Consider the following 21325-nt stretch of genomic DNA (forward strand, 5'->3'; position numbering starts at 1 on the left):
TATAGCTTCTCCAGGATGACTCGATATTTTTTACGAGCGCGTCGCAAAAGCCCATGGCGTTGTTGCGTTGCCTTGCCGTACTTGCGTACTGTCTTCGGCAACGACGCCTAGCCCTGGGCATTTTGTGACGAGCTCTCGGCGCAGCCCTCAACCAGTATTTTGTGATGCGCTTTGATCCAAGTATATAGCTATTTAATAAGCAAAATGTTTTTTTAAATCTATTCTGTGGAGCAATATTTCTTGTTTTGCATTATTGCAACTCATATTTGGTGTTTTTGTGTGAAAAAATACACGGGATTAAAAAATGGCGATTTGGGCGGGGGAATATCGGGCCTCGGTGTGGCATTAGCGGCATGGCATGCCCCGCAGGCTGGTAGAATTGAGTTTTCCAGTCCTCACACTTCCTACTATGTCCGGCAATTCTTTTGGCAAGCTGTTTACTGTTACCACTTTCGGCGAATCGCATGGTCCGGCCATCGGCTGCGTGATCGATGGCTGTCCGCCGGGATTGATCCTGTCGGAAGCCGATATCCAGCCCGAGCTGGACCGCCGCAAGCCGGGCACGTCGCGCCACGTGACGCAGCGCCAGGAATCCGATACGGTCGAGATCCTCTCCGGCGTGTACCAGGGCGTGACGACGGGTACGCCCATCGCGCTGCTGATCCGCAATGAAGACCAGCGCAGCAAGGATTACGGCAATATCGCGGAAAGCTTCCGCCCCGGCCACGCCGACTACACCTACTGGCACAAGTACGGCGTGCGCGATCCACGCGGCGGCGGGCGCTCGTCGGCGCGCCTGACGGCGCCCGTGGTGGGTGCGGCGGCGATTGCCAAGAAATGGCTGCTGCAGCAATACGGCACCACGTTCAAGGGTTGCATGAGCCAGCTGGGCGACATTCCCGTGCCATTCCAGTCGTGGGAACACGTGCATGCGAATCCGTTCTTTGCCGCCAGCGGCGACGCGGACCTGATCGCGCGCATGGAAGAAGCGATGGACCAGTTGCGCCGCGATGGCGATTCCATCGGCGCGCGCATCGACGTGATCGCGCAAAACGTGCCCGTCGGCCTGGGTCAGCCCATCTACGACAAGCTTGACGCCGACATCGCCTATGCCATGATGGGCATCAATGCGGTGAAAGGTGTGGAAATCGGCGCCGGTTTCGATTCGGTGGCACAGAAGGGTTCAGAGCATGGCGACGAACTGACGCCGGAAGGCTTTATCGGCAATAACGCGGGCGGCGTCCTGGGCGGCATTTCGACGGGGCAAGATGTCAAAGTCTCGATCGCCATCAAGCCGACGTCGTCGATCCGCACGCCGCGCCGCTCGATCGATAAGGAAGGCAATCCCGTGATGGTCGAAACGTTCGGCCGCCACGACCCGTGCGTGGGTATCCGCGCCACGCCGATCGCCGAAGCCATGCTGGCGCTGGTGCTGATCGACCACGCCCTGATGCACCGCGCGCAATGCGGCGATGTGTCGGTGAGTACGCCGAAGTTGAAGTAAGTTGAATGTTCTGGTGTCGGATTACGGGCCTGCGGCCCTAATCCGACCTACGGCCTATGCCATGCGTAGCGGCAAAATGTAGGTCGGATTAGCGCAAAGCGCGTAATCCGACAACATTGTTGGCGTCCGGTCACGCCACTTTATTCGCCACCAATTCCAGCTGGTGCCGCATCTCCACCGACTGCACCAGCAAAGCCCGGATATCGTTGATCAGGTTGAACTCCGTCTGGTTCAATTGGATCGGCGGGAAGCTGTCGTCCCAGTCGCCATATAAAAATCCCGTGGGATGGCCGTTGGCCGACAGCGGCAGCACGACGAAGCTGCGCGCTTCCGACAACGTCGCTTTCCACCATTGCGGCAGCTTGGCGGCAAATTTCGGGTCGCGCGCATTGTCGATGAAGATCACGCGGTCGCTATTGAGGGCCGCGTGGAACACGTTCGGCTCATACGCGTCGCCAAACACCATCAAATCCTGCAAGTCGGCCATGCCTTCGCCCATGCTGATGCGCGCCGAATACAGATGATCCCTGTGGTTGCGCACGAACGCCACCGAGCGCGAAAAATCGAAGCCCTGGTGCAGCGTTTCGAGCGCCATCGAGACCATCTGTCCCGGGCTGGCGCTGCCGATGGCGCTGCGCAGGTCGGCCAGGCCGCCGATCAATACGCGGTTGCCTTCGGCGCGCATGCGCGTCGACGCCAGCTGGCGCGCGCGCCGTTCGGCCGGTTTCGACAGGGGCGCGATCGACAGGTCGGCCGCCGCCATCGCCTTGGCCTTGTCCACGGCCACCACGAGGTCGGTCGCCGTGATGCCCAGGGTGCCCGCATAATCGTCGATCAGCGCGTGCACTTGCGCCGCGCCGGCCGCGTCGTCATGCCACAGCGAGTCGGCGCAGCGCGCCGCCATCGTCGACAGGCCCGCCATCCAGTCGGCGCCGCTGACGGGAGAGTTGTCCGGCGACGGGTCCATCGGACGCATGCCGTTGATCAGGTGCTGCGGCAAGCCCCAGTGGGCGGCCGTGGCATAGCCCACTTCGGGCAGCGACAGCCCTAAAATTTCGCGCGCGGCGGCAGCCTCGTTGCCGGGACCCGCATGCGCCTGCATGCGCGCCCAGAAGTCCGTCATGTAGAACGTCACCATCATGCGGCCCAGGGTGTGCAGCATCGAGCAGACGACGGCCTGCTCCGCCTGCAGGCTGCCAGCGCTGGTGGCCACCTGCTGCGCCACCATCCCGGCCAGCACGGCCTTTTCCATTTCCACATGGGCGCTGACGGAATCGGGCGACGCCTGCGAAAGCTCTTCGATCAGCTTCAGGCCCAGCGCCAGATGGCCGATGGCGTCGATGCCCAGCACCAGCACGGCCTTCGACACCGTGTTGACCCGCTGGCCGAAGGCCGAATACATGCCGCTGTTGGCCAGGCGCAGCACCTTGTGTGTGAGGACAGGGTCGGACAGCACCGTTTGCGTGATGTCGAATTCGTGGTCGTCCTCGCCGCGCATGGCGCCGAGGATGGCGCTGATGGCTTTCGCGAAGCCGGGCATGTCGCCCTGCTGGCGCGTGCGCGCCCACAGCAGGTCGAGGGTGTTCTTGCCCAGCTGTGTCGGTACCGTGAAATGACCTGGATTCATTGCACCCCTCCGCGCGGTTCATTGGCAGACGGCACAGGCACCAGCGCCGCATAGGTTTTGTCGCTCAAGGCCGCTAGCGCGGCATGGGCCGGCATCGGTTTGCCCGTCAGGTAGCCTTGCACGTACTGGCAGCCGCGCGACTCGATGAAATGCATCTGCTCTTCGGTTTCCACGCCTTCGGCCACCACGGACAAATTCAAATGCTTGGCCAGGTCGAGAATGGTGTTGCAGATGGCCGCATCCTTGCTTGATGCGGGCAAGTCCTTGATGAAGGTGCGGTCGATCTTCAGCACGGAAATGGGGAAGCGCTTCAGATACGCGAGCGAAGAATAGCCGGTGCCGAAATCGTCGATGGCGATGCGCGCGCGGCGCTCCGTCATCTTGACGAGGATGGTTTCCGCATGCACGGGGTCGATCATCAAGGTGCCTTCCGTGATTTCCAGCACCAGGTGTTCGCCCGAGAGTCCCGAAAACGCGATCGCGTCATCGAGCACGTCGAGGAATTTGTCGTTGCGGAACTGGCGCGGGCTGATATTGACGGAGATGTACAGCGGCCGCTTGGCCACTTCCTGGAATTGCTTGAGCTGCACGCAGGCCGCCTTCAATGCCCAGGCACCGAGCAGATTGATCAGGCCATTGGCTTCGGCAATCGGGATGAAGCGCACGGGCGGCACCAGGCCCAGGGTCGGATGCTTCCAGCGCATCAGGGTTTCGAAGCCCTGGATTTGCCGCGTGTGCGCATCGACGATGGGCTGGTAAAAGAGCAGGAATTCGCCTTCGCGCACGGCTTGGAACATGGCCGCTTCCAGCGAGATGTCGTGTTCCGACGGGCCGTTCAAACGCGGGCTGTAGACCAGGCAGCGGGCCTTGCCCGTTTCCTTGGCGCGCGACATGGCCGCATCGGCCAGCGCCACCAGGCGCACTTCATCTTCCGCGTGCAGCGGATAGATCGACACGCCCACGGAGGCGCCCACGTAGATCGTGTGGCCGTCGACTTCGAATGGCGCCTGCAGGGTGGCCAGCAGGCGGCCCGTCACCAGCTTGATCTGCGCGTCCGTGGCGCTGCCGGGCAGCACGGCGACGAATTCATCGCCGCCCACGCGCGCCAGCGTGTCGCTGTCGCGCAGGGTCTTGCGCAGGCGCGCGGCGGCCAGGCGCAGCACGGCGTCGCCGACGGGGTGGCCCAGGCCATCGTTGACCTTTTTAAAGCCATCGAGGCCGATGGTGGCGACGGAAAAGCCCTGGCCCGAACGGGCGGCCTGGGCGATCACCATGCGGATGCGGTCCGACAGCAGCAAACGGTTCGGCAAGCCGGTCAGCGCATCGTGCGTGGCCATATGGCGCAGCCGTTCTTCCGTATTGTGCTGGGCCGACGTGTCGCGCCCGACCACCAGCAATTCGGCCACACCGGCCGCGTTCATATAAGAAGACAGGCGCAGCTCGAACCAGATTTCCTGGTCCGGCGTTTGCAGGCGCACTTCCAGGCGGCCCGGTTCTTCCAGCGCGTCTTCCAGCGCAGCCTGCAGCGCCGCGCGCGACGCTTCGGTGGCCAGCGGCAGCAGCAAGTGGCCGGTCAGGCCCGATGGCGCGCCAAACAGGGTGGCCGCGCGCTTGCTGGCGAACAGGATCAGGCCGTCCGTATCGAGCCGGAACACGACGTCGCCTGCCTCTTCCATGAGGTTGTCCAACTCGTGGCGGGCCTCGCGGTGGGCGGCGGATGGGGTACTGGAAAACATCGTGCTGGCTTTTACCTTTTTATTATCAGTGCCGGCGCCGGCTGCAGGGCAGCGCGCCAACGGAAAGAGTGCGTCGTGCGTGACGCGCGCCATAGGGGCCGAAAGAGCGGCTATCGGAACGCGATCCACACGAAATGTATCATTGAAAAGCACCCTATTACATGAAATAGAGCAACATTGCTTCAGGTTTTGTAAATATTCCTGCCTTCCATGAAAAAAATCATGCCGCGCGACACACACAGGCATTTTCATTCCCCATGGAAACATTTATCTGCGCTTGCTTCCACTGGCGCGCTTGCCCCGCCATGCGCTTTACGCTAGTCTGGCTGGCAGGCGGTGTTGACGGTGCGCCAGCGACGGCAAGGGCGCCATGATAACAAATCGCGGGAGACCCCCATGAATGCTTTTGACACACATGAAGTTTTCAACCAGGCTAAGCCGTTCGAAAACGTCAATCTGTTTGCCTGCGACCCGGCGCTGATCGAAGCGCTGCTGCGCGAAGGCGGCGGCTCGGCGCTGCAGGAGCTCGACGCGCTGGGCGAGAAGCTGGGCCGCGCCGAGACCTATGCGCTGGCGCGCCTGGCCAATATCCATACGCCCGAGTTGCAGCAGTTCGACCGGGCCGGGCGCCGCATCGACGAAGTGCTGTTCCATCCGGCCTGGCATGAACTGATGGCCATCCTCGTGGGCGCGGGGGCACATGCTTCGCCGTGGGCCGCGCCCGGTCCCGGTGCCCAGGTGGCGCGCGCGGCCGCCTATCTATTAGTGGGACAAGTGGAAAACGGCACGCAGTGTCCCGTGACGATGACGTATGCCTCGGTGCCGGCCTTGCGCCAGGCGCTGGAGCTGCCACAGATCGCGCAGCGCTGGCTGCCGAAAATCCTCTCGCGCGACTACGATCCACGCTCCCTGCCCGTGGAGCAGAAGCGGGGCGCCCTGGTCGGCATGGGCATGACGGAAAAGCAGGGCGGCTCGGACGTGCGCAGCAATACCACGCGCGCCGTGCCCGTGCCGCCGGCCGAGGCGCAAGCCCAGTTCGGTGGCGAGGCTGATGGCGTCTGGCGCATCATCGGCCACAAATGGTTTTTTTCGGCGCCCCAGTGCGACGCCCATCTGATCCTGGCGCAGGCGGACGAGGGCGGATTGTCGTGCTTCTTCCTGCCCCGCTACCTGCCCGACGGCAGCCGCAATGCCATCCGCGTGCAGCGTCTGAAGGATAAATTGGGCAACCGCTCGAATGCGTCGTCGGAAGTGGAATTTACGAATGCCTACGGCTGGCTCGTGGGGCAGCCGGGGCGGGGCATACCCACGATTCTGGAAATGGCCAGCCATACGCGTCTCGATTGCGTGCTGGGCAGCACCGGCATCATGCGCGCCGCCTTGACGCAGGCGCTGCACCATGCGCGCCAGCGAGCCGTGTTCGGCAAGCCGCTGGCCGAGCAGCCGCTGATGCAAAACGTGCTGGCCGATTTGGCGCTCGAATCGGAAGCGGCCACGGCCTTCGCGCTGCGCCTGGCCCGCTGTTTCGATGAAAAGGACGATCCGCGGCAAGCGATGTTGGCGCGCGTGCTCACGCCGGCCGGCAAATACTGGATCTGCAAGCGCGGTCCCGGCTTTGGCTTCGAGGCCATGGAGGTGCTGGGCGGCACTGGTTACGTGGAAGACGCGCCGCTGGCGCGCCTGTACCGCGAACTGCCCGTCAACTCGATCTGGGAAGGCTCGGGCAATGTGATGTGCCTCGACGTCTTGCGCGCCTTCGGCAAGTCGCCGGCCGCGCGCGACGCCCTGGCGGCCGAGCTGGCGCTGGCCGGCGATGATGACGCCGCCTTTGTTGCCTACCGCGCGCGGCTGCTGGCCGACCTGGACGGGCCGCAAACCGATGAATTTGGCGCCCGGCAATTGTCCGAACGCATCGTGCTGGCCGTGCAGGCGGCCTTGCTGCTGCGCCATGCGCCGCCGTTTGTCGCGCAAGCATTCCTGCAATCGCGGCTGGTGCAGGCGCCGGGCGGGGCGTATGGCCGCTTGCCGGTTGGTACCGATTGCACGGCCATCCTGGCGCGCGCGCTGCGCGAGTATTGATTTCAATAAAACCGATTATTTCGAAAATTCCGGCCACAGGCGGCCTGCGGGCTGGGATAATGCCGCAATCCATCATTTTATCGATACACAGCGCGCTTGCGGCCATGCTTGCCGCCGCGCCAGACCGTAGAGAAAGAAAAACAATATGAAACAAGACCCACGCTTCCCGAATTTGTTCATTACCGATCACCCTTTGATCCAGCACAAACTGAGCCACATGCGCGAGCACGACACGTCGACGCGCACCTTCCGTGAATTGCTCAAGGAAATCACTCTGCTGATGGGCTATGAAATCACGCGCGACCTGCCGCTGACGACACGCGAAATCAAGACCCCGCTCGTCACCATCGACGCGCCTGTTATCGCCGGCAAGAAACTGGCCATCGTGCCCATCCTGCGCGCCGGCATCGGCATGAGCGATGGCTTGCTGAACCTGGTGCCATCGGCGCGCGTCGGCCACATCGGCGTGTACCGCGACCCGGCCACGCACATGCCCGTGGAATACCTGGTGCGCCTGCCGGACCTGAGCGAGCGCACCTTTATCCTGTGCGACCCGATGGTAGCGACCGGCAATTCGGCCGTGTACGCCGTCGACGTGCTGAAAAAACGCGGCGTGACCGACGAGCAGATCATCTTCCTGGCCCTGGTGGCCGCACCGGAAGGCGTGACCGTGTTCCAGAACGCGCATCCGAACGTCAAGATGTTCTGCGCCGCGCTCGATTCGCATCTGGATGACCACGCCTATATCGTGCCGGGCCTGGGCGACGCCGGCGACCGCATCTTCGGCACCAAGTAAGCAGCGTCAGGCGAGTATTACGATGGCAACCTTGATCGACCCGGACTTTCGCGCGCGTTTGCGTGCCCTGAATGAAAAATATGCGGCTGGCGTGCCGGCCCTGTTGCAGGCGATCACGCAGGCAAGCAGCCGCTGCGACAGCGAAGGCCCCCGCTTGGAACCGTTGACGGAGCTGCACCGCGCGCTGCATGCGGTGGCCGGCTCGGCCGCCACCTTCGGCTTTGCCGCGCTGGGCCAGGAATGCCGGCGCATCGAACAGCTGGTGCGCGCCATGCTCAATGCCCCTGCGCAAGCAGTGGCGGAATGGCCCGGCGTGCGGGCGCAAGTGACGGCGCTGCTGGACTGGGCGGGACGCGATGCGGCGGCCACCCATTTCATTGCATGAGCGACAGCACTATAGAGATGTGGTTGCAATGATTCATTTGATACAACGCAAAGCACCCGCGTCGAAGATTAGGATATAGTGTCTCCATGCCGCTGGTACAGGGCGCCGCAAGACGGGGATTTGGCTATTAAAGTAGTGTTCGTAAGTTTATTTTGCGAAAGAATGGTTTTTCTCAGTTTTGTTGGTATAATTGGGCATCGTTGGATTCGAGGTAGTAGTGCAGTTTGTCTGTCATTTCTTTCTTGCTTCAAACGATATAACGGGCGCAAGCCCAACTTAACTGAAATAGGAAATTGTAATGGCAACTGGCATCGTAAAATGGTTCAATGATTCGAAGGGTTTCGGCTTTATTACCCCTGACGAAGGCGGCGAAGATCTGTTCGCTCACTTCTCGGCTATCCAGTCGAACGGCTTCAAGTCCCTGCAAGAGAACCAACGCGTTTCTTTTGAAGTGACCGCTGGCCCTAAAGGCAAGCAAGCTTCGAACATTCAGCCAATCTAATACGCTGGATCAAACGAAATAAAGAAATCCTCGGTCTCCGAGGATTTTTTTTCGCCTGAATTTCCGTGAAATATCGGTTTTGCGAGTGTTTTATGGGCTATGCGGCTCTTTTCAGCGTGCTTTGCGTCATCAGGTAGGTCGGCTTAGCGCTTGCGCGTAAGCCGACAAGAGTGGCGTTGGCAAGATGTGTGGGCTGGTGTCGGCTTACGCTGTGCTAAGCCGACCTACGCTTGCCAATGCTGATCCGGGAGTTGTTGTTTCCTCATGCGTCACGACGCCGGACAAAACCGTCGCGAGCGGAAGGAAGAGGTGGCCGAGAAGCGCAACCGTACTCTAGTACGGTGAGCATCACAGGCCGCCTATGCCGACGCGCAGCAGGTTTGGTCCCGCGTCTTCAAATAGCCCGTTCGCGCCAGTAGTCGGGTTGCGAATAACTGTGCCTTAAAAAATCCACGAACGCCCGTATGCGCAGCGGCAAGTGGCGGCGCTGGGCGAACACGGCATAAATGTCATTGCCCGGGGCGGCGAACTGGTCCAGCACCGTCACCAGCTGGCCCGAGGCGATCTCGGCGCCCACTTCCCACATCGAGCGCCACGCCAGGCCCTTGCCTGCCAGCGCCCAGTCGTGCAGCACTTCGCCATCGTTGCAGACCATATTGCCCGCCACCTTTAAAATGATGTTCTTGCCATTTTCGCGGAAGGTCCAGCCCCGCTGGCTGCCTTCGCTGCTGATCGCCAGGCAATTGTGTTTCGCCAGGTCGGCCGGGATACGGGGCGTGCCCGCCCGTTTCAAATAGGCGGGCGAGCCGACGAGCACGCGCTGGTTGTCCGCCAGCTTGGTGCTCACGAGCGAGGAATCGGACAGACTGGCGATACGGATGGCCACGTCGATGCCTTCGCCGATCAGGTCGACGAGGCGGTCGTTCAGGTTCAGCGACACCGTCACATCGCGGTGCTCGGCGACAAAAGAGGGGATCAAGGGCGCCACGTGCTGGCGTCCGAAGCCGGCCGGCGCGGAAATGAGCAGATGGCCGCTGGCCTTCACGCTGCGCTCGGCCACGGCCGCTTCCGCTTCCTCCAGTTCACCGAGGATGCGCTGGCAATCTTCGAGGAAGGCGGCGCCTTCATTCGTCAAGGCCAGCTTGCGCGTCGTGCGCTGCAGCAATTTGACGCCCAGGCGCTGCTCCAGCGCATCGAGGCGCCGGCCTATCATGGCTGGCGCGATGCCTTCCGCGCGCGCGGCGGCCGACAGGCTGCCCTTGGCCACCACTTCCACGAACGTCGATATTTGTCTGAACTGCCCCATGCCGTGCTCCCGCGATGTCATCACTTGTGATAAAAACGCATAGATGAAGTGATTTTTAATCTCGTTTCCATGCCTTATAGTGCAATACTATAGAACAAACGCGCCGCCCGGCAGAGTGTTTTTGCGCCTCTGTCCAGCTTGTCCGCGCAGTCGTTCAGCTTATACTTGGATCACCAGATTACCTTTGCTTATATTGACTAAAAACCGGAGAACTTCATGACGCAGAACACGATCGCACTTCCAGAAGGCATGCAAATCACGGGTGACATCCAGCCCGGCTACGAACAGATCTTGACGCCGGCCGCGCTGGCACTGGTGGCCAAGCTGACGCGTGAATTCGAGCCGCGCCGCCAGCAATTGCTGGCCGTGCGCGTGGAGCGGGCCAAGCGCCTCGACGCGGGCGAGCGTCCTGATTTCCTGCCAGAAACCGCGCACATCCGCGAAGGCGACTGGAAGATCGCGCCGATCCCGAAGGCGCTCGAATGCCGCCGTGTGGAAATCACGGGCCCCGTCGAGCGCAAGATGGTTATCAACGCCTTCAATTCCGGTGCGGACAGCTACATGACGGACTTCGAGGATTCGAACACGCCGAACTGGGACAACCAGATCACGGGCCAGATAAATATGTTCGATGCCGTGCGCAAGACGATTTCGCTCGAGCAAAATGGCAAGTCGTACAAGCTGAACGACAAGATCGCGACACTCGTCGTGCGTCCGCGCGGCTGGCACCTCGATGAAAAGCACGTGCTGGTCGATGGCAAGCGCATTTCCGGCGGCATTTTCGATTTCGCCCTGTTCATGTTCCATAACGCCAAGGAACAACTGGCGCGCGGCGCCGGTCCGTATTTCTACCTGCCGAAGATGGAATCGCACCTGGAAGCGCGCCTGTGGAACGATATTTTCGTCATGACGCAAAATGAATTGGGCTTGCCACAAGGCACGATCAAGGCGACTGTCCTGATCGAAACCATTCTGGCGGCCTTCGAGATGGATGAAATTCTGTATGAGCTGAAAGAACACAGCTCGGGCCTGAACGCGGGACGTTGGGATTACATCTTCTCGTGCATCAAGAAATTCAAGCTGGACAAGGATTTCTGCCTGGCCGACCGCGCGAAAGTGACCATGACGGCACCGTTCATGCGCGCCTACGCCTTGCTGCTGCTGAAAACCTGTCACAAGCGGGGCGCGCCAGCTATCGGCGGCATGGCAGCCTTGATCCCGATCAAGAACGATCCGGAAAAGAACGACATCGCCATGGGCGGCGTGCGCAACGACAAGGCGCGCGACGCCACCGACGGCTACGACGGCGGCTGGGTGGCCCATCCGGGTCTGGTGGAGCTGGCCATGGGCGAGTTCACGAAAGTGCTCGGTGACAAGCCGAACCAGATCGAGAAACAGCGTCCCGACATCGACGTGAAAGCGTCGGATCTGCTGAATTTCCAGCCGGAAGCGCCGATCACGGAAGCAGGCTTGCGCTACAACATCAACGTCGGCATCCACTACCTGGGCAGCTGGCTGGCTGGCAATGGTTGCGTGCCTATCCACAACCTGATGGAAGACGCGGCCACGGCCGAGATCAGCCGCTCGCAAGTGTGGCAGTGGATCCGCTCGAGCAAGGGTGTGCTGGAAGATGGCCGCAAGGTGACGGCCGAGATGGTGCGCGCCATGATTCCGGAAGAGCTGGCCAAGGTGCAGCGCGATGCGCCAGGCGGCAACGGCCCGACCTATGTACGCGCCGGCCAGATTTTCGAGGAAATGTCGACGTCGGAATCGTTCGCCGAATTCCTGACCTTGCCGCTGTACGAGGAAATCTGATCCTGATCAAATAGATCAATAAAAAAGCCCGGCGGTGCCTGATGGTATCGCCGGGATTTTTCTTTTTGGAAGCAGCAGCTTAAAAGTTGTTTTTCCACATCCGTAGCGCGGCAAACGCTTCCACGGGGGAGGCATCTGCCGTCAGCTTGCCTTCCACCTTCAGGCTGGTCAGGATCGCCGATTCGCGGTAGCGCAGGAAGGGATTCGTGGCCTTTTCAAGGGCAATGGTCGACGGCACGGTCGATAATCCCTGCTGGCGCTTTTCCGTGTCGATGGCGATGCGTTCCTGCAGGGCCACATTGCCCGGATCGACGGCGTTGGCAAAGCGCAAATTGGACAAGGTGTACTCATGCGCGCAAAATACCTCGGTATCGTCGGGCAGGGCGGCCAGCTTGCCCAGCGAATCGGCCATCTGGCCCGGTGTGCCTTCGAATAGGCGGCCGCAGCCGCCCGCAAACAGGGTGTCGCCGGAAAACAGCCACGGGGCGCCGCTGCGCTCGTCACGCTGGCGCACGTAGGCGATATGCCCCTTCGTATGGCCGGGCACGTCGATGACGGTCATTTGCAGGCCCAGCTCGGGCACATGGGCGACATCGCCTTCGGCAAGCGGTTCCGTGATGGCTGTGATAGCCTCATTGCGCGGGCCGAAGACGGGGACGGCGAAATGCTGCAACAATTCAGGCACGCCACCCGTGTGGTCGGCGTGATGATGCGTGAGTAAAATGGCGGACAAGGTCAACTGATGGGCTTGCAGCGCATCGAGGATGGCCGTCGCATCGCCGGGATCGACCACGGCGGCGTGGCGGCCGTCGTGGATCAGCCACAGGTAATTGTCGGCAAAGGCGGGCACGGCAAGTACCGATAGAGCGTGTTCAGGGGAGTGTGTCATGAGCAAAAGAGAAAACTGAATGGACAGTGTGGCATCCGAAAAATCCATTATAGCGCTTGACGGCTGGCTGCAGACGCCGGCCGGTCTGTACGTGCGCGCCTGGGAGCAGCAATGCCTCGACAGCCTGACCGTCGATATCTTCGGTTTTAATGCCGTGCAGATCGGCTTGCCCCAGCTCGACGCGCTGGCCGCCAACCGCATGCCGAACAAATGGCTGCTCGATGCGCGCTTGCCTCCGCGCCCACCGCAAGAGAAGCGCCTGACCCTGGTGTCGGCCTTCGATGAGCTGCCGTTCGATTCGCAAAGCCTGGACCTGGTGGTCTTGCCGCACGTACTCGAATTTGCCGCCGAGCCTCACCAGGTCTTGCGCGAAGTGGAGCGCGTGCTGATCCCGGAAGGGAGAGTGATCGTCTGCGGCTTCAATCCGGCCAGCCTGTGGGGCATGCGCCAGGGTCTGGGGCGGGTCACGGGCCGCCACTACCTGCCGCAGGCAGGCGAGCTGATCTCTATGCCGCGCATGAAAGACTGGTTAAAATTGCTCAACATGGGCGTCAGTCAAAGCTACTTCGGCTGCTACGCACCTGCCTGCAGGACAGAAAAATGGCTGCGCCGTAACGCTTTCATGGACAAGGCAGGTGCGCGCTGGTGGCCATATCTGGGCGCAGTGTATATAGTGCAGGCGATCAAGCGCGTCAAAGGGATGCGTTTGATCGGTCCGGCGTGGACCAAGAAACCGGCGACGGCGCCCGCAGGCGCACCGGTCACGAATAAAAGGCGGGAACAGCAAGATGGATAAGGTTGATATTTACGCCGATGGCGCATGCAAGGGCAATCCCGGCACGGGCGGCTGGGGCGCGCTGATGGTGGCCGATGGCGCCAAGAAAGAAATTTATGGCGGGGAACTGAATACGACGAATAACCGCATGGAATTGAAGGCCGTGATCGAAGCCTTGACGGCGCTCAAACGTCCGTGCCAGGTGGTGTTGTATACCGATAGCCAGTACGTCCAGAAGGGCATCAGTGAATGGATCCACGGCTGGAAGGCGCGCGGCTGGAAAACGGCGGCCAAGGCGCCCGTGAAAAACGTCGACCTGTGGCAGGCGCTCGACATCGCCCAGGCCGTGCACGAAGTGGAATGGCGCTGGGTGCGCGGCCATAATGGACATCCGGGCAACGAGCGGGCCGATCAACTGGCCAACTTGGGCGTGGAAACGGTACGTGCCTGAGAACTAAATTTCTGCCCTGCAGCAGCGGGCGGGACGTAACCGGAGGGCACAGGTTTGCTATACTGTGCCCTTCGCTTTTTGCTTTTACGACTGAATTCACTATGCGTCAAATTGTTCTCGATACTGAAACCACCGGCCTGAACCCGCGCACGGGCGACCGCATCCTGGAGATCGGGGCGGTCGAGCTGAACAACCGCATGTTGACGGGGAATAATTTCCACCATTACATCAATCCCGAGCGCGACTCGGAAGAGGGCGCGTTGGCCGTCCACGGATTGACGACGGAATTCCTCAGCGACAAACCGAAATTCGCGGAAATCGCTGACGATTTCCGTGCCTACATCGCCGGCGCCGAGCTGATCATCCACAACGCCCCGTTCGACATCGGCTTCCTGAACGCGGAATTCAAGCGCCTGAACCTGCCACCCGTGCACGAGCAAGTGGTTGGCGTGATCGACACCCTGGTGCAGGCGAAGGAAATGCATCCGGGCAAGCGCAACTCGCTTGACGCCCTGTGCGACCGCTATGGCGTCTCGAACGCTCACCGCAAGCTGCACGGCGCGCTGCTCGACTCCGAATTGCTGGCCGACGTCTACCTGGCCATGACGCGCGGGCAAAACAGCCTGAGCATGGAAGAAGAAGTGGAAGTGGCCGCCGACGGCGCCGTGCTGGAAATCGTGCCCCTGGCCGAAGTCATCTTCCAGAGCGCCACGGCCGACGAGCTGGCCGCCCACGAAGCCACCATCGCCGGCCTCGACAAGGCCGCCAAAGGCCAGTGCATCTGGACCGCCGTCACGTCGCCGCCAGCGGCCGCCTGAGAAAAAGCGAGAGCGTAGCAAATTTCATGTTGCCAGCCCTTGCAGATGCCGCAACACCTATGCGATAATTCGCCTCGCTTCGGGAGGTTAGCTCAGGGGTAGAGCACTGCATTCACACTGCAGGGGTCGCAAGTTCGAAACTTGCACTTCCCACCAAAATTTTAGTTTGTATTCAAAGACTTGGGATTTCATATCTTGTCTGAATAGGAACTTGGGGCAAATCTGGGGCAATGGGTTGTTAACCCGCTGTCCAGCCCCAAACGATACGGCCGCTTCCTGCGGCCGTTTTCACGTCAAGCGAGTACACAAGCTTAGCTTGCGGGCGCTTCCTTGCGACGAAATTGTTAAGCTAAACCAGCGCCAGACCTATTTGTTGCCAGCGCCAGCGGGTGCATTGCTGCGCCCTCCGCCAGATGGCTTGCCCGTTGCACTTGGCCACCCTCCGCCATTTCCTTGCCCACGGCCACCGCCAGATGCTCCGCCACCTTTACTGCCACCGCCCAGGGAACCACCACTACGGCCCCCGTTATTACCGCTACCTTTGCTCATTTTTATCTCCTTTCCGGATCACTGTGAATCGCCACGAGTCTGCTGGACACCCGCTAGCCTTTCAAAATGCCTTCGCTCGCATTCGGAATGCAGCTCATTTCTTGTCGCCTTTGTTGCTTGCCGCTTCACATCACGGACATGCGGCATTCGCTAGGCCTCCGGTGTTGCAAGCGTTGAGGTAGCCTTGCGCCACTGCGGGCGTCAATTTGCCGCCCGTCTGTGCGTTTATGAATGCTGTGCGACAAGCGCTTTGACCGTTGCTCCCCGGTACAATCGTTTGAGCGTTCATGCGTTGAACATAGGTGACGGGGTCGACGCCACAGAGCAGGGCGTTGCTTTGCGCGACAAACGCTCCGGCAGCGTTCTGGACGATATTGGTCGCTTGTTCGCAGTTGTTGGCCTGAGTGCGCACTGTCAGGTGGAGAGGGACGGGCGGGTTCACGCCATTTGGCTGGAGGCCGAAAGTCAAGTGAACGTCGGGTTGTGCGGCAGTCAATTCACACACTTGCAGGTTTTGCGTAGCAGGGCTGAGGCTTTTGCAGAGGCCGCTGGTGGCGGCATTGCCATAAAACGCCAGCGATGGGCATCGATTGGGAACCTGCGCCAAAGCACAGGAGGAGGCGGACAACAGCGAAACGATCATTGCGGCATGACGCATCTGGGATTTCATCTTGTTCCTTTCGACTTGGTTGAGTGGTTGAGTTTGGTATCTTAAAGTGAGGTCTGGCGAGTAGCTCCAGGATGTAAGAAATACAAATCCTATATGTTTCTACTGAAGAAAAACTATTCAAATGTAATAATATTAATTTTTTGAAAATATCGTTGATATGCATCAGTGGTGTCCCGTTCCAACTGAGGACAAGTACGCTTTCCAGCTATCGGGGATGTTATCTGCTGATGCGATAGCGCTCTTGATCCTTTCCTTGGGCGGAAAAATTATCGATCCGGCTGCCGTGCGATCGTCCCGATACTGGCTCAGGAAGTACGGATCGTCTTCGGTCAAGTGTTGCAGGGCGTCAAACAGCGCTGTGATTTGCGCCTCAGTGAAATTCTCCGTTTCTCCATACCTCAGTACGCCAAATGATCTGCTCCAAGTGCTATCGTTCACTAAACGGTCTACACGTTTGCTCAGTATGAGTCGGCTAGCTGGCATTGCCCCTCTCCCTGGAGCGCGGTCCCCGCGCAGGGAACGAGGGAGGTGAGTGAGAGGCTGGTGCAGTGTTCGGATCTGACATACCGTCTCACCGATTTCCCGGTTGAACCCATCGATCTTTTGCCGGGCTACAGCACGCTGGGACGTTGCCTTCGTATGCCGATCATGCAACTGACGGCAGGTTGCGGCATGATTGCTGCGGTATTCCTGCAGGCGTGTCAGGATCGGTCGCCGCTGAACGGCGCGCGTCAAGCGTCGGTGATCGGCGTTGAGCAACCGCAGGTTCGCCTGCCGGCTTAACATCACTGGCATGCCCGCTGCTTCCGCAGGTAGGGCAGCCCAGTTCGCCGCTGCTCGGCTCGGCACCATCGTTCATGAAGACAAGGCCGCCCGACGTCGAGGCGATCAACTGGCCAGCGGCGCGCGCGGTCGCGATGGCCTGCTGCGTTTCTGGCGAGAGGTCGCTGAAATGGATTGATCAGCGCTTCCCTCAGCGACTCTCCTCAAGGCATTTACCGACAGGCACCCGGCGGCGTGCCGATGACGCGCTTGAAAGCACGACTGAACGCGGCTTGAGATGTATAGCCAAGGCGTCGGGCGACGACGTCGATGGACACTCTTTCGTGAGTGAGCAATTGTGTGGCAAGACGCATTCTCAATTCCGTGGCATAGCGCAGGGGCGGCACTCCGATGGTGGTTTCAAAGCGTCGCGCGAAGACTGAGCGGGAGATATGACACTCCGCAGCCAACTGTGCAACTGTCCATTCACGACCAGGCTGGCGGTGCAGCGCCAATATGGCACGAGCAAGGCGCGGATCACGCAAGGCGGCGAGGAGACCAGAAGCGTTTTCACAACCGGATTCAATCCAGCCGCGCACGATCATTGCTGCCGCGACCTCCGCTAGGCGAGCCAGAATGCCTGCAAAGCCAATACGGCCGGCGCAGATTTCACGCTTCATTGAATCAAGAACAGGCAGTAACCCAGGATAGCCTTGCGCTTGCGTGTCAGCCACCATGACGGTTGGCATCAGCTTGCCGATCCCTTGCATCCCGCCGAGATCGAATTCCATGCAGCCGTAAAAAATAACCGCACTGGGCACGGGGTGCGTACTGGGACATGTGTCTACTCCGCTAACGGATTCACCAAGGGGCGCGGCATCGAACTTTGCGATGTCCTGAAATGCAATACCCGCATCCGATAGAAGCTGATGTCTCCGACCGTGAGGCATGAACGCCGCGCTACCGGCGGACAGCTGATGCAACTCACCATCATCCGTACATATGAAGGCAGTGCCAACGGCCAGGAAGTGGAAGTAGGCGTGGCCTGGCTTGTCTTCAAAGCCGATGCCGAAAGCTGGACCGGTCTGAATGCGGCGGTACTGGACTCCACGCAGGCGCATGCCTGTCAATAGTTCACTGACGAGATTAGATGATGGAGAAATTTGACTTTGCTTGCTCATTTTAGGTGTTTTGATCAAAACATCAGGATTTACCATCATAGATCATCCTGGATTTTACCTCTAGACTTTCGACTCCGATTGTTTTAGGGATTGTAGAGATGAACAACGATGTTTTTGCTACCGGGCAAACGCCCAACGCGAACGATGCGTCTGTTTTAGAGCCAGCGGCAGCAGCATGGATGGCAGTGTTTTCACTGGCAATGGGGGTTTTCGGTTTACTGACGGCGGAGTACCTGCCAGCCAGTCTATTGACCCCGATGGCCTTCGATCTTGGCGTATCGGAGGCACTAGCTGGTCAGGCAGTGACGGTGACGGCCGTCGTGGCCATGTTCGCCGGGCTGTTGGTGCCAGGTCTCACGCGTCATTTTGACCGGCGTGTCGTCTTGTTGGCTTTCACGGTGCTGATGATCGCCTCCAACCTGCTGGTGGCGTTGTCCTCAAGCTTGACAGTATTGTTGGTGATGCGCATTCTTCTGGGCGTCGCGTTAGGTGGCTTTTGGAGCATGGCGGCAGCCGTGGCTATGCGGCTGGTGCCGGCAAAGTTGGTACCGCGAGCGCTCTCCATCATATTCAGCGGCATCGCCATCGGGACGGTCGTTTCCGTACCGTTGGGCAGCTACTTGGGGGGGCTATATGGCTGGCGCAGTGCATTTATAGCAGCCGCGGCTGTCGGAGGGCTAACACTTGTGTTTCAATTGTTCACGCTGCCCCGTATGGCGCCGCGCACGATGATGCGCACCACATCGGTACTGGGACTGCTCCGTCGCCCGGGGATTGGGATCGGGATGCTGGGCTGCGTACTTGCCCATACCGGGCAATATGCATTGTTCACCTATATTCGCCCCGCTCTTGAAAGCGTTGTCCAAATAGATGTAAACGGTTTGTCTCTGATGCTCCTGGGTTTTGGTGTCGCCAACTTCGTTGGCACGCTGCTGGCCGGCTGGCTAATGGAGCGTAGCCTGCGTGCTACTTTAGTGCTCATGCCTGGGCTGGTGGGCTTGTCGGCATTCGCCATGATCTTGCTGCCAGTCCAAGGAACAGGCCTGATGCTTTTGGTCGCTCTGTGGGGCCTGGCGTTCGGCGGCGTACCTGTCGCCTGGTCCAACTGGGTAGCCCGTGCCGTCCCTGATCAAGCGGAGACAGCTGGTGGCATGGTCGTCGCTGCGGTGCAATCTTCAATAGCTGCCGGCGCTGCATTGGGTGGCATGATGTTCGGGTTGGGTGGAGTGACAGGCGTTTTCATTATTGCTGGCGTTGTGATGCTGCTCGCTGCTCTCGTTATCGCTTTAAGAGTTCGGGTTGAATTGCCGCAGTGAACCGCCACAAGTTCGCTAGACGCTCTTCAGGCGATCAAAATCCTGCTTTTCGCAATTGAGCGGGTTGGAAGGCTCATGATGACCAGTCCACTGTGAGCGTGCAAAGTCCCCGATCTGGCTGAGCGCACGAAGTAGATGACCGGCTAGTTTATCGTAGCCAACTATGCCGTCATAGCGCTCAAAAGCAGGCGCTCTGCTGTTGCCTCGCCCAGCTATGCCATCCTTCGCCGGCAGTTATGGCTAGGGAAGGCCTGCTTTTGCTCGCTCATACGGCCGTTGAATCGTTCAACCATGCCGTTCGTTTGCGGATGCCGGGACGGTGCCAGGTGGTGTTCGATGCTCATACCTGCTTGGCCAATTCTGTTCCAGCAAACTGAAAACCTTGGACGTTGGCAAAGATCGGATCCTTAAGTTCCGGCAACTCGTGATAAGGGAGCGCGGTTTCAGTGCTTTTCGATAGAAAAAGGCGCCACCGCCGACCAGAATAATATTTTTAATGTCAGCAGCGCCTTGCGGAAGCGATCGATTGATGATTTCCTTATCCATGACGGTCTCCTTTTGATAATTGCCGCGACAAGATGACTGTTCAGGGCGGTGGGCTGAGTCGTTAATATGCTCCTCCCGGCATCAAGCCGGGCTGCGGCAATTGCCGGCGTATGTTAATTACCCACGGCCCGATCCGGGATGATCCACTGGAAGTCCGTGAGAGTGAAGGGTGCCAGGCACGAACTCTTGGGGTTGAGCGAGGCGCGCAGGTTCGGGCATTGCGGATTTTGATAGCTGGCCACGCCCGGAGTCATGGCTTTAAAGCTGCTGGGCCAGCCTGCGTTGGCGTGGCAGGTGTAGCAACTGGTGCCGACCGGGTGCGTCACCAGTTCGATGTACGGGTTGGTGGCGACGGGGAGCAGGTCCGGGTTGCCTTTTTCCGGGATGCCGTAGGCTTCCGTCAGCAGATAATGTTTCCACGGTCCCGTGGCCTGGATGTCGGCCGGGCGGTTGGCGGCATACGGCATGCTGCCGGGGCGGTCCGACCACCACACGCTTTGCAGGCCCCAGCTTGGGATTTCCTTGGTATTGATGTGCATGGCCACCGTGACCAGGTAGTCGCCGGCGCCGAAGGGCTGGCCGTTCAGCCAGTAGCAGGCGGCGTTGATGATGGCCTTGTCGGCTTCATCGAAACTGGCCCAGTCGGCCGCACTCACCTTGTGGTGGTAGAAGTCCTGCAAACCGTATACCTTGGCGGCTTTGGTGATGACGGGCCATGGCGTGGTGGTATCGTGCTGGTACAGGCCGTGCAGGTAGCTGACCTTGGCCATCTGGCCCACCTGCTTGCCGTCCGGGTCGATGGCAATGGCCGTACGCCACTTTTCGTAGCCCGCATAACCGGTATATTTGGCGCTGAAGTCGTCGTGCCACACGGGCAATGCGGTCAATCCCCTGGCTTTGACGGGCCAATACATGTGCTTGGTCACGACATAGCTGGCTGGCGCATTCAGGTTGTGCACGCGCTTGGCTGGATCGTCCTTGCTGTACAAGGCATCGAGCGTGCTTTGCTTGTAGACGGGCTGTTTCGGGTCGCGGATGAAATCGAGCGCCTCCTTGCTCAGCGATTCCGTCGCGATCATGATATCGCCGTTGAAGGCGAAGTGGATGCCGTCGCGGATGCTGATTTTGACTTTTCCCCCTTCCGTCGTGCGGACTATGGCGCCAGGATATGCGGTGATGACCTGTTCCGGGATGCGGTAAAACGGTGTGTTTTGCACGTTGACGGGAGTCAAAGTGCTCGCCCCCAGGCGGCCCATGCGGCGCTTGGCTGGCTTCACCTCCGCCGTGGCGGCTGCCGCATCGCCGTTCAACGCTGCGGTGTCGGCGAACGCGTCAGTGCCGTTGGGCCAGGTGTACCAGACCGGCCAGTCCAGGCCGGCGGCTGGCTGCATGATGCCGGCCCACAAACGCCAGCCGTGCGCGCGCACGACGGCGTTGTCGCCTGTCTTTACGGCCGTCTGCAGCGCGCGGGTTTCTGCCGGTTCCAGATAGCCATAGCCTTTGGGGAAGGGCTGGTAGGCGGGCGTGCCGGCCGCTGCGGTGGCGCAGAACAAGACGGCGAGGCTGGCGGACACTAACTTGGGAGCGGACATGAGTGCACCTGTTTAAGTTGAGTTAT

The 21325-nt window shown here is 60.1% G+C and carries 19 protein-coding genes and 1 tRNA gene; 12 read left to right on the top strand and 8 right to left on the bottom strand.

All coding sequences use genetic code 11. From position 1 onward, the window contains the following. Nucleotides 1–409: 409 nt before the first annotated feature. Nucleotides 410–1504: a chorismate synthase gene (gene aroC, locus V3C40_RS02340; protein WP_070302728.1), complete on the top strand. Its 1095-nt coding sequence runs from the start codon at nucleotides 410–412 to the stop codon at nucleotides 1502–1504. 130 nt (nucleotides 1505–1634) lie between these two features. Here the strand turns inward: aroC and V3C40_RS02345 are convergent, their stop codons facing one another. Both V3C40_RS02345 and V3C40_RS02350 read right to left on the bottom strand, forming a co-directional pair. After that, nucleotides 1635–3131 (bottom strand): HDOD domain-containing protein, encoded by a 1497-nt coding sequence (locus V3C40_RS02345; protein ID WP_070302727.1) that lies wholly within the window; start codon nucleotides 3129–3131, stop codon nucleotides 1635–1637. Further along, nucleotides 3128–4867 (bottom strand): putative bifunctional diguanylate cyclase/phosphodiesterase, encoded by a 1740-nt coding sequence (locus V3C40_RS02350; RefSeq protein WP_034756356.1) that lies wholly within the window; start codon nucleotides 4865–4867, stop codon nucleotides 3128–3130. Before V3C40_RS02350 ends, V3C40_RS02345 begins: the two co-directional genes overlap by 4 nt. A 396-nt stretch (nucleotides 4868–5263) precedes the next feature. Between V3C40_RS02350 and V3C40_RS02355 the strand changes: the two genes are divergently transcribed. The 4 genes from V3C40_RS02355 to V3C40_RS02370 all read left to right on the top strand — a co-directional run bounded on the left by V3C40_RS02355 (nucleotide 5264) and on the right by V3C40_RS02370 (nucleotide 8629). After that, complete coding sequence (locus V3C40_RS02355; protein WP_331776388.1) at nucleotides 5264–6946, top strand: isovaleryl-CoA dehydrogenase; 1683 nt, start codon at nucleotides 5264–5266, stop codon at nucleotides 6944–6946. 145 nt (nucleotides 6947–7091) lie between these two features. After that, entirely contained in the window at nucleotides 7092–7742 is a 651-nt protein-coding gene (gene upp, locus V3C40_RS02360) for a uracil phosphoribosyltransferase (RefSeq protein ID WP_034755568.1), read from the top strand. A 22-nt stretch (nucleotides 7743–7764) separates the two neighbouring features. Further along, complete coding sequence (locus V3C40_RS02365) at nucleotides 7765–8127, top strand: Hpt domain-containing protein (RefSeq protein ID WP_034755570.1); 363 nt, start codon at nucleotides 7765–7767, stop codon at nucleotides 8125–8127. A gap of 298 nt (nucleotides 8128–8425) precedes the next feature. Further along, nucleotides 8426–8629, top strand: coding sequence for a cold-shock protein (locus V3C40_RS02370; RefSeq protein ID WP_010398811.1), 204 nt, complete (start codon nucleotides 8426–8428; stop codon nucleotides 8627–8629). Between the two features lie 394 nt (nucleotides 8630–9023). Here the strand turns inward: V3C40_RS02370 and V3C40_RS02375 are convergent, their stop codons facing one another. Further along, a complete protein-coding gene (locus tag V3C40_RS02375) occupies nucleotides 9024–9935 on the bottom strand; it encodes a LysR family transcriptional regulator (RefSeq protein WP_034755572.1) in 912 nt (303 codons plus the stop codon). Between the two features lie 216 nt (nucleotides 9936–10151). Here V3C40_RS02375 and aceB point away from each other — a divergent pair, with 216 nt between their 5' ends. Continuing rightward, nucleotides 10152–11750 (top strand): malate synthase A, encoded by a 1599-nt coding sequence (gene aceB / locus V3C40_RS02380; RefSeq protein ID WP_070302725.1) that lies wholly within the window; start codon nucleotides 10152–10154, stop codon nucleotides 11748–11750. 79 nt (nucleotides 11751–11829) lie between these two features. Here aceB and gloB read toward each other — a convergent pair whose 3' ends face one another. Beyond that, nucleotides 11830–12639: a hydroxyacylglutathione hydrolase gene (gloB, locus tag V3C40_RS02385; RefSeq protein ID WP_331776389.1), complete on the bottom strand. Its 810-nt coding sequence runs from the start codon at nucleotides 12637–12639 to the stop codon at nucleotides 11830–11832. A 19-nt stretch (nucleotides 12640–12658) separates the two neighbouring features. Between gloB and V3C40_RS02390 the strand changes: the two genes are divergently transcribed. The 4 genes from V3C40_RS02390 to V3C40_RS02405 all read left to right on the top strand — a co-directional run bounded on the left by V3C40_RS02390 (nucleotide 12659) and on the right by V3C40_RS02405 (nucleotide 14839). Next, nucleotides 12659–13435, top strand: a complete 777-nt coding sequence (locus V3C40_RS02390; RefSeq protein WP_070302723.1) for a class I SAM-dependent methyltransferase — start codon at nucleotides 12659–12661, stop codon at nucleotides 13433–13435. Then, nucleotides 13428–13865 (top strand): ribonuclease HI, encoded by a 438-nt coding sequence (gene rnhA / locus V3C40_RS02395; RefSeq protein ID WP_331776390.1) that lies wholly within the window; start codon nucleotides 13428–13430, stop codon nucleotides 13863–13865. Before V3C40_RS02390 ends, rnhA begins: the two co-directional genes overlap by 8 nt. Nucleotides 13866–13966: 101 nt before the next feature. Beyond that, nucleotides 13967–14683: a DNA polymerase III subunit epsilon gene (dnaQ, locus tag V3C40_RS02400; protein WP_331776391.1), complete on the top strand. Its 717-nt coding sequence runs from the start codon at nucleotides 13967–13969 to the stop codon at nucleotides 14681–14683. 81 nt (nucleotides 14684–14764) lie between these two features. Beyond that, nucleotides 14765–14839, top strand: a tRNA-Val gene (locus tag V3C40_RS02405). Between the two features lie 523 nt (nucleotides 14840–15362). On the opposite strand, the gene V3C40_RS02410 is transcribed toward V3C40_RS02405, so the two are convergent. Continuing rightward, nucleotides 15363–15902, bottom strand: a complete 540-nt coding sequence (locus V3C40_RS02410; protein ID WP_139143344.1) for a hypothetical protein — start codon at nucleotides 15900–15902, stop codon at nucleotides 15363–15365. A gap of 528 nt (nucleotides 15903–16430) precedes the next feature. Between V3C40_RS02410 and V3C40_RS02415 the strand changes: the two genes are divergently transcribed. Beyond that, the gene (locus tag V3C40_RS02415) at nucleotides 16431–16685 is read left to right on the top strand and encodes a hypothetical protein (RefSeq protein ID WP_331776392.1); all 255 of its coding nucleotides are present in this window, start codon (nucleotides 16431–16433) and stop codon (nucleotides 16683–16685) included. A 212-nt stretch (nucleotides 16686–16897) separates the two neighbouring features. Here V3C40_RS02415 and V3C40_RS02420 read toward each other — a convergent pair whose 3' ends face one another. After that, the gene (locus V3C40_RS02420) at nucleotides 16898–17884 is read right to left on the bottom strand and encodes an AraC family transcriptional regulator (RefSeq protein ID WP_331776393.1); all 987 of its coding nucleotides are present in this window, start codon (nucleotides 17882–17884) and stop codon (nucleotides 16898–16900) included. Between the two features lie 59 nt (nucleotides 17885–17943). Here V3C40_RS02420 and V3C40_RS02425 point away from each other — a divergent pair, with 59 nt between their 5' ends. After that, nucleotides 17944–19161 (top strand): MFS transporter, encoded by a 1218-nt coding sequence (locus V3C40_RS02425; protein WP_442907211.1) that lies wholly within the window; start codon nucleotides 17944–17946, stop codon nucleotides 19159–19161. Nucleotides 19162–19446: 285 nt separating this feature from the next. On the opposite strand, the gene V3C40_RS28325 is transcribed toward V3C40_RS02425, so the two are convergent. Further along, the gene (locus V3C40_RS28325) at nucleotides 19447–19707 is read right to left on the bottom strand and encodes a hypothetical protein (protein ID WP_442907229.1); all 261 of its coding nucleotides are present in this window, start codon (nucleotides 19705–19707) and stop codon (nucleotides 19447–19449) included. 113 nt (nucleotides 19708–19820) lie between these two features. Further along, nucleotides 19821–21299, bottom strand: a complete 1479-nt coding sequence (locus V3C40_RS02435; protein ID WP_319991416.1) for a hypothetical protein — start codon at nucleotides 21297–21299, stop codon at nucleotides 19821–19823. Between the last annotated feature and the right edge of the window lie 26 nt (nucleotides 21300–21325).

Origin of the sequence: Janthinobacterium sp. LS2A (assembly GCF_036543145.1) — a bacterium.
Classification (GTDB): domain Bacteria; phylum Pseudomonadota; class Gammaproteobacteria; order Burkholderiales; family Burkholderiaceae_D; genus Janthinobacterium; species Janthinobacterium aestuarii.

Coding starts and splice junctions, on each gene's coding strand:
- V3C40_RS02370 (WP_010398811.1), top strand. CDS start 8,426: ATGGCAACTGGCATCGTAAAATGGTTCAATGATTCGAAGGGTTTCGGC.
- V3C40_RS02355 (WP_331776388.1), top strand. CDS start 5,264: ATGAATGCTTTTGACACACATGAAGTTTTCAACCAGGCTAAGCCGTTC.
- V3C40_RS02390 (WP_070302723.1), top strand. CDS start 12,659: ATGGACAGTGTGGCATCCGAAAAATCCATTATAGCGCTTGACGGCTGG.
- aroC (WP_070302728.1), top strand. CDS start 410: ATGTCCGGCAATTCTTTTGGCAAGCTGTTTACTGTTACCACTTTCGGC.
- V3C40_RS28325 (WP_442907229.1), bottom strand. CDS start 19,707: ATGGATAAGGAAATCATCAATCGATCGCTTCCGCAAGGCGCTGCTGAC.
- V3C40_RS02410 (WP_139143344.1), bottom strand. CDS start 15,902: ATGAAATCCCAGATGCGTCATGCCGCAATGATCGTTTCGCTGTTGTCC.
- V3C40_RS02345 (WP_070302727.1), bottom strand. CDS start 3,131: ATGAATCCAGGTCATTTCACGGTACCGACACAGCTGGGCAAGAACACC.
- V3C40_RS02375 (WP_034755572.1), bottom strand. CDS start 9,935: ATGGGGCAGTTCAGACAAATATCGACGTTCGTGGAAGTGGTGGCCAAG.
- V3C40_RS02425 (WP_442907211.1), top strand. CDS start 17,944: ATGAACAACGATGTTTTTGCTACCGGGCAAACGCCCAACGCGAACGAT.
- dnaQ (WP_331776391.1), top strand. CDS start 13,967: ATGCGTCAAATTGTTCTCGATACTGAAACCACCGGCCTGAACCCGCGC.
- rnhA (WP_331776390.1), top strand. CDS start 13,428: ATGGATAAGGTTGATATTTACGCCGATGGCGCATGCAAGGGCAATCCC.
- gloB (WP_331776389.1), bottom strand. CDS start 12,639: ATGACACACTCCCCTGAACACGCTCTATCGGTACTTGCCGTGCCCGCC.
- V3C40_RS02350 (WP_034756356.1), bottom strand. CDS start 4,867: ATGTTTTCCAGTACCCCATCCGCCGCCCACCGCGAGGCCCGCCACGAG.
- V3C40_RS02365 (WP_034755570.1), top strand. CDS start 7,765: ATGGCAACCTTGATCGACCCGGACTTTCGCGCGCGTTTGCGTGCCCTG.
- upp (WP_034755568.1), top strand. CDS start 7,092: ATGAAACAAGACCCACGCTTCCCGAATTTGTTCATTACCGATCACCCT.
- aceB (WP_070302725.1), top strand. CDS start 10,152: ATGACGCAGAACACGATCGCACTTCCAGAAGGCATGCAAATCACGGGT.
- V3C40_RS02420 (WP_331776393.1), bottom strand. CDS start 17,884: ATGATGGTAAATCCTGATGTTTTGATCAAAACACCTAAAATGAGCAAG.
- V3C40_RS02435 (WP_319991416.1), bottom strand. CDS start 21,299: ATGTCCGCTCCCAAGTTAGTGTCCGCCAGCCTCGCCGTCTTGTTCTGC.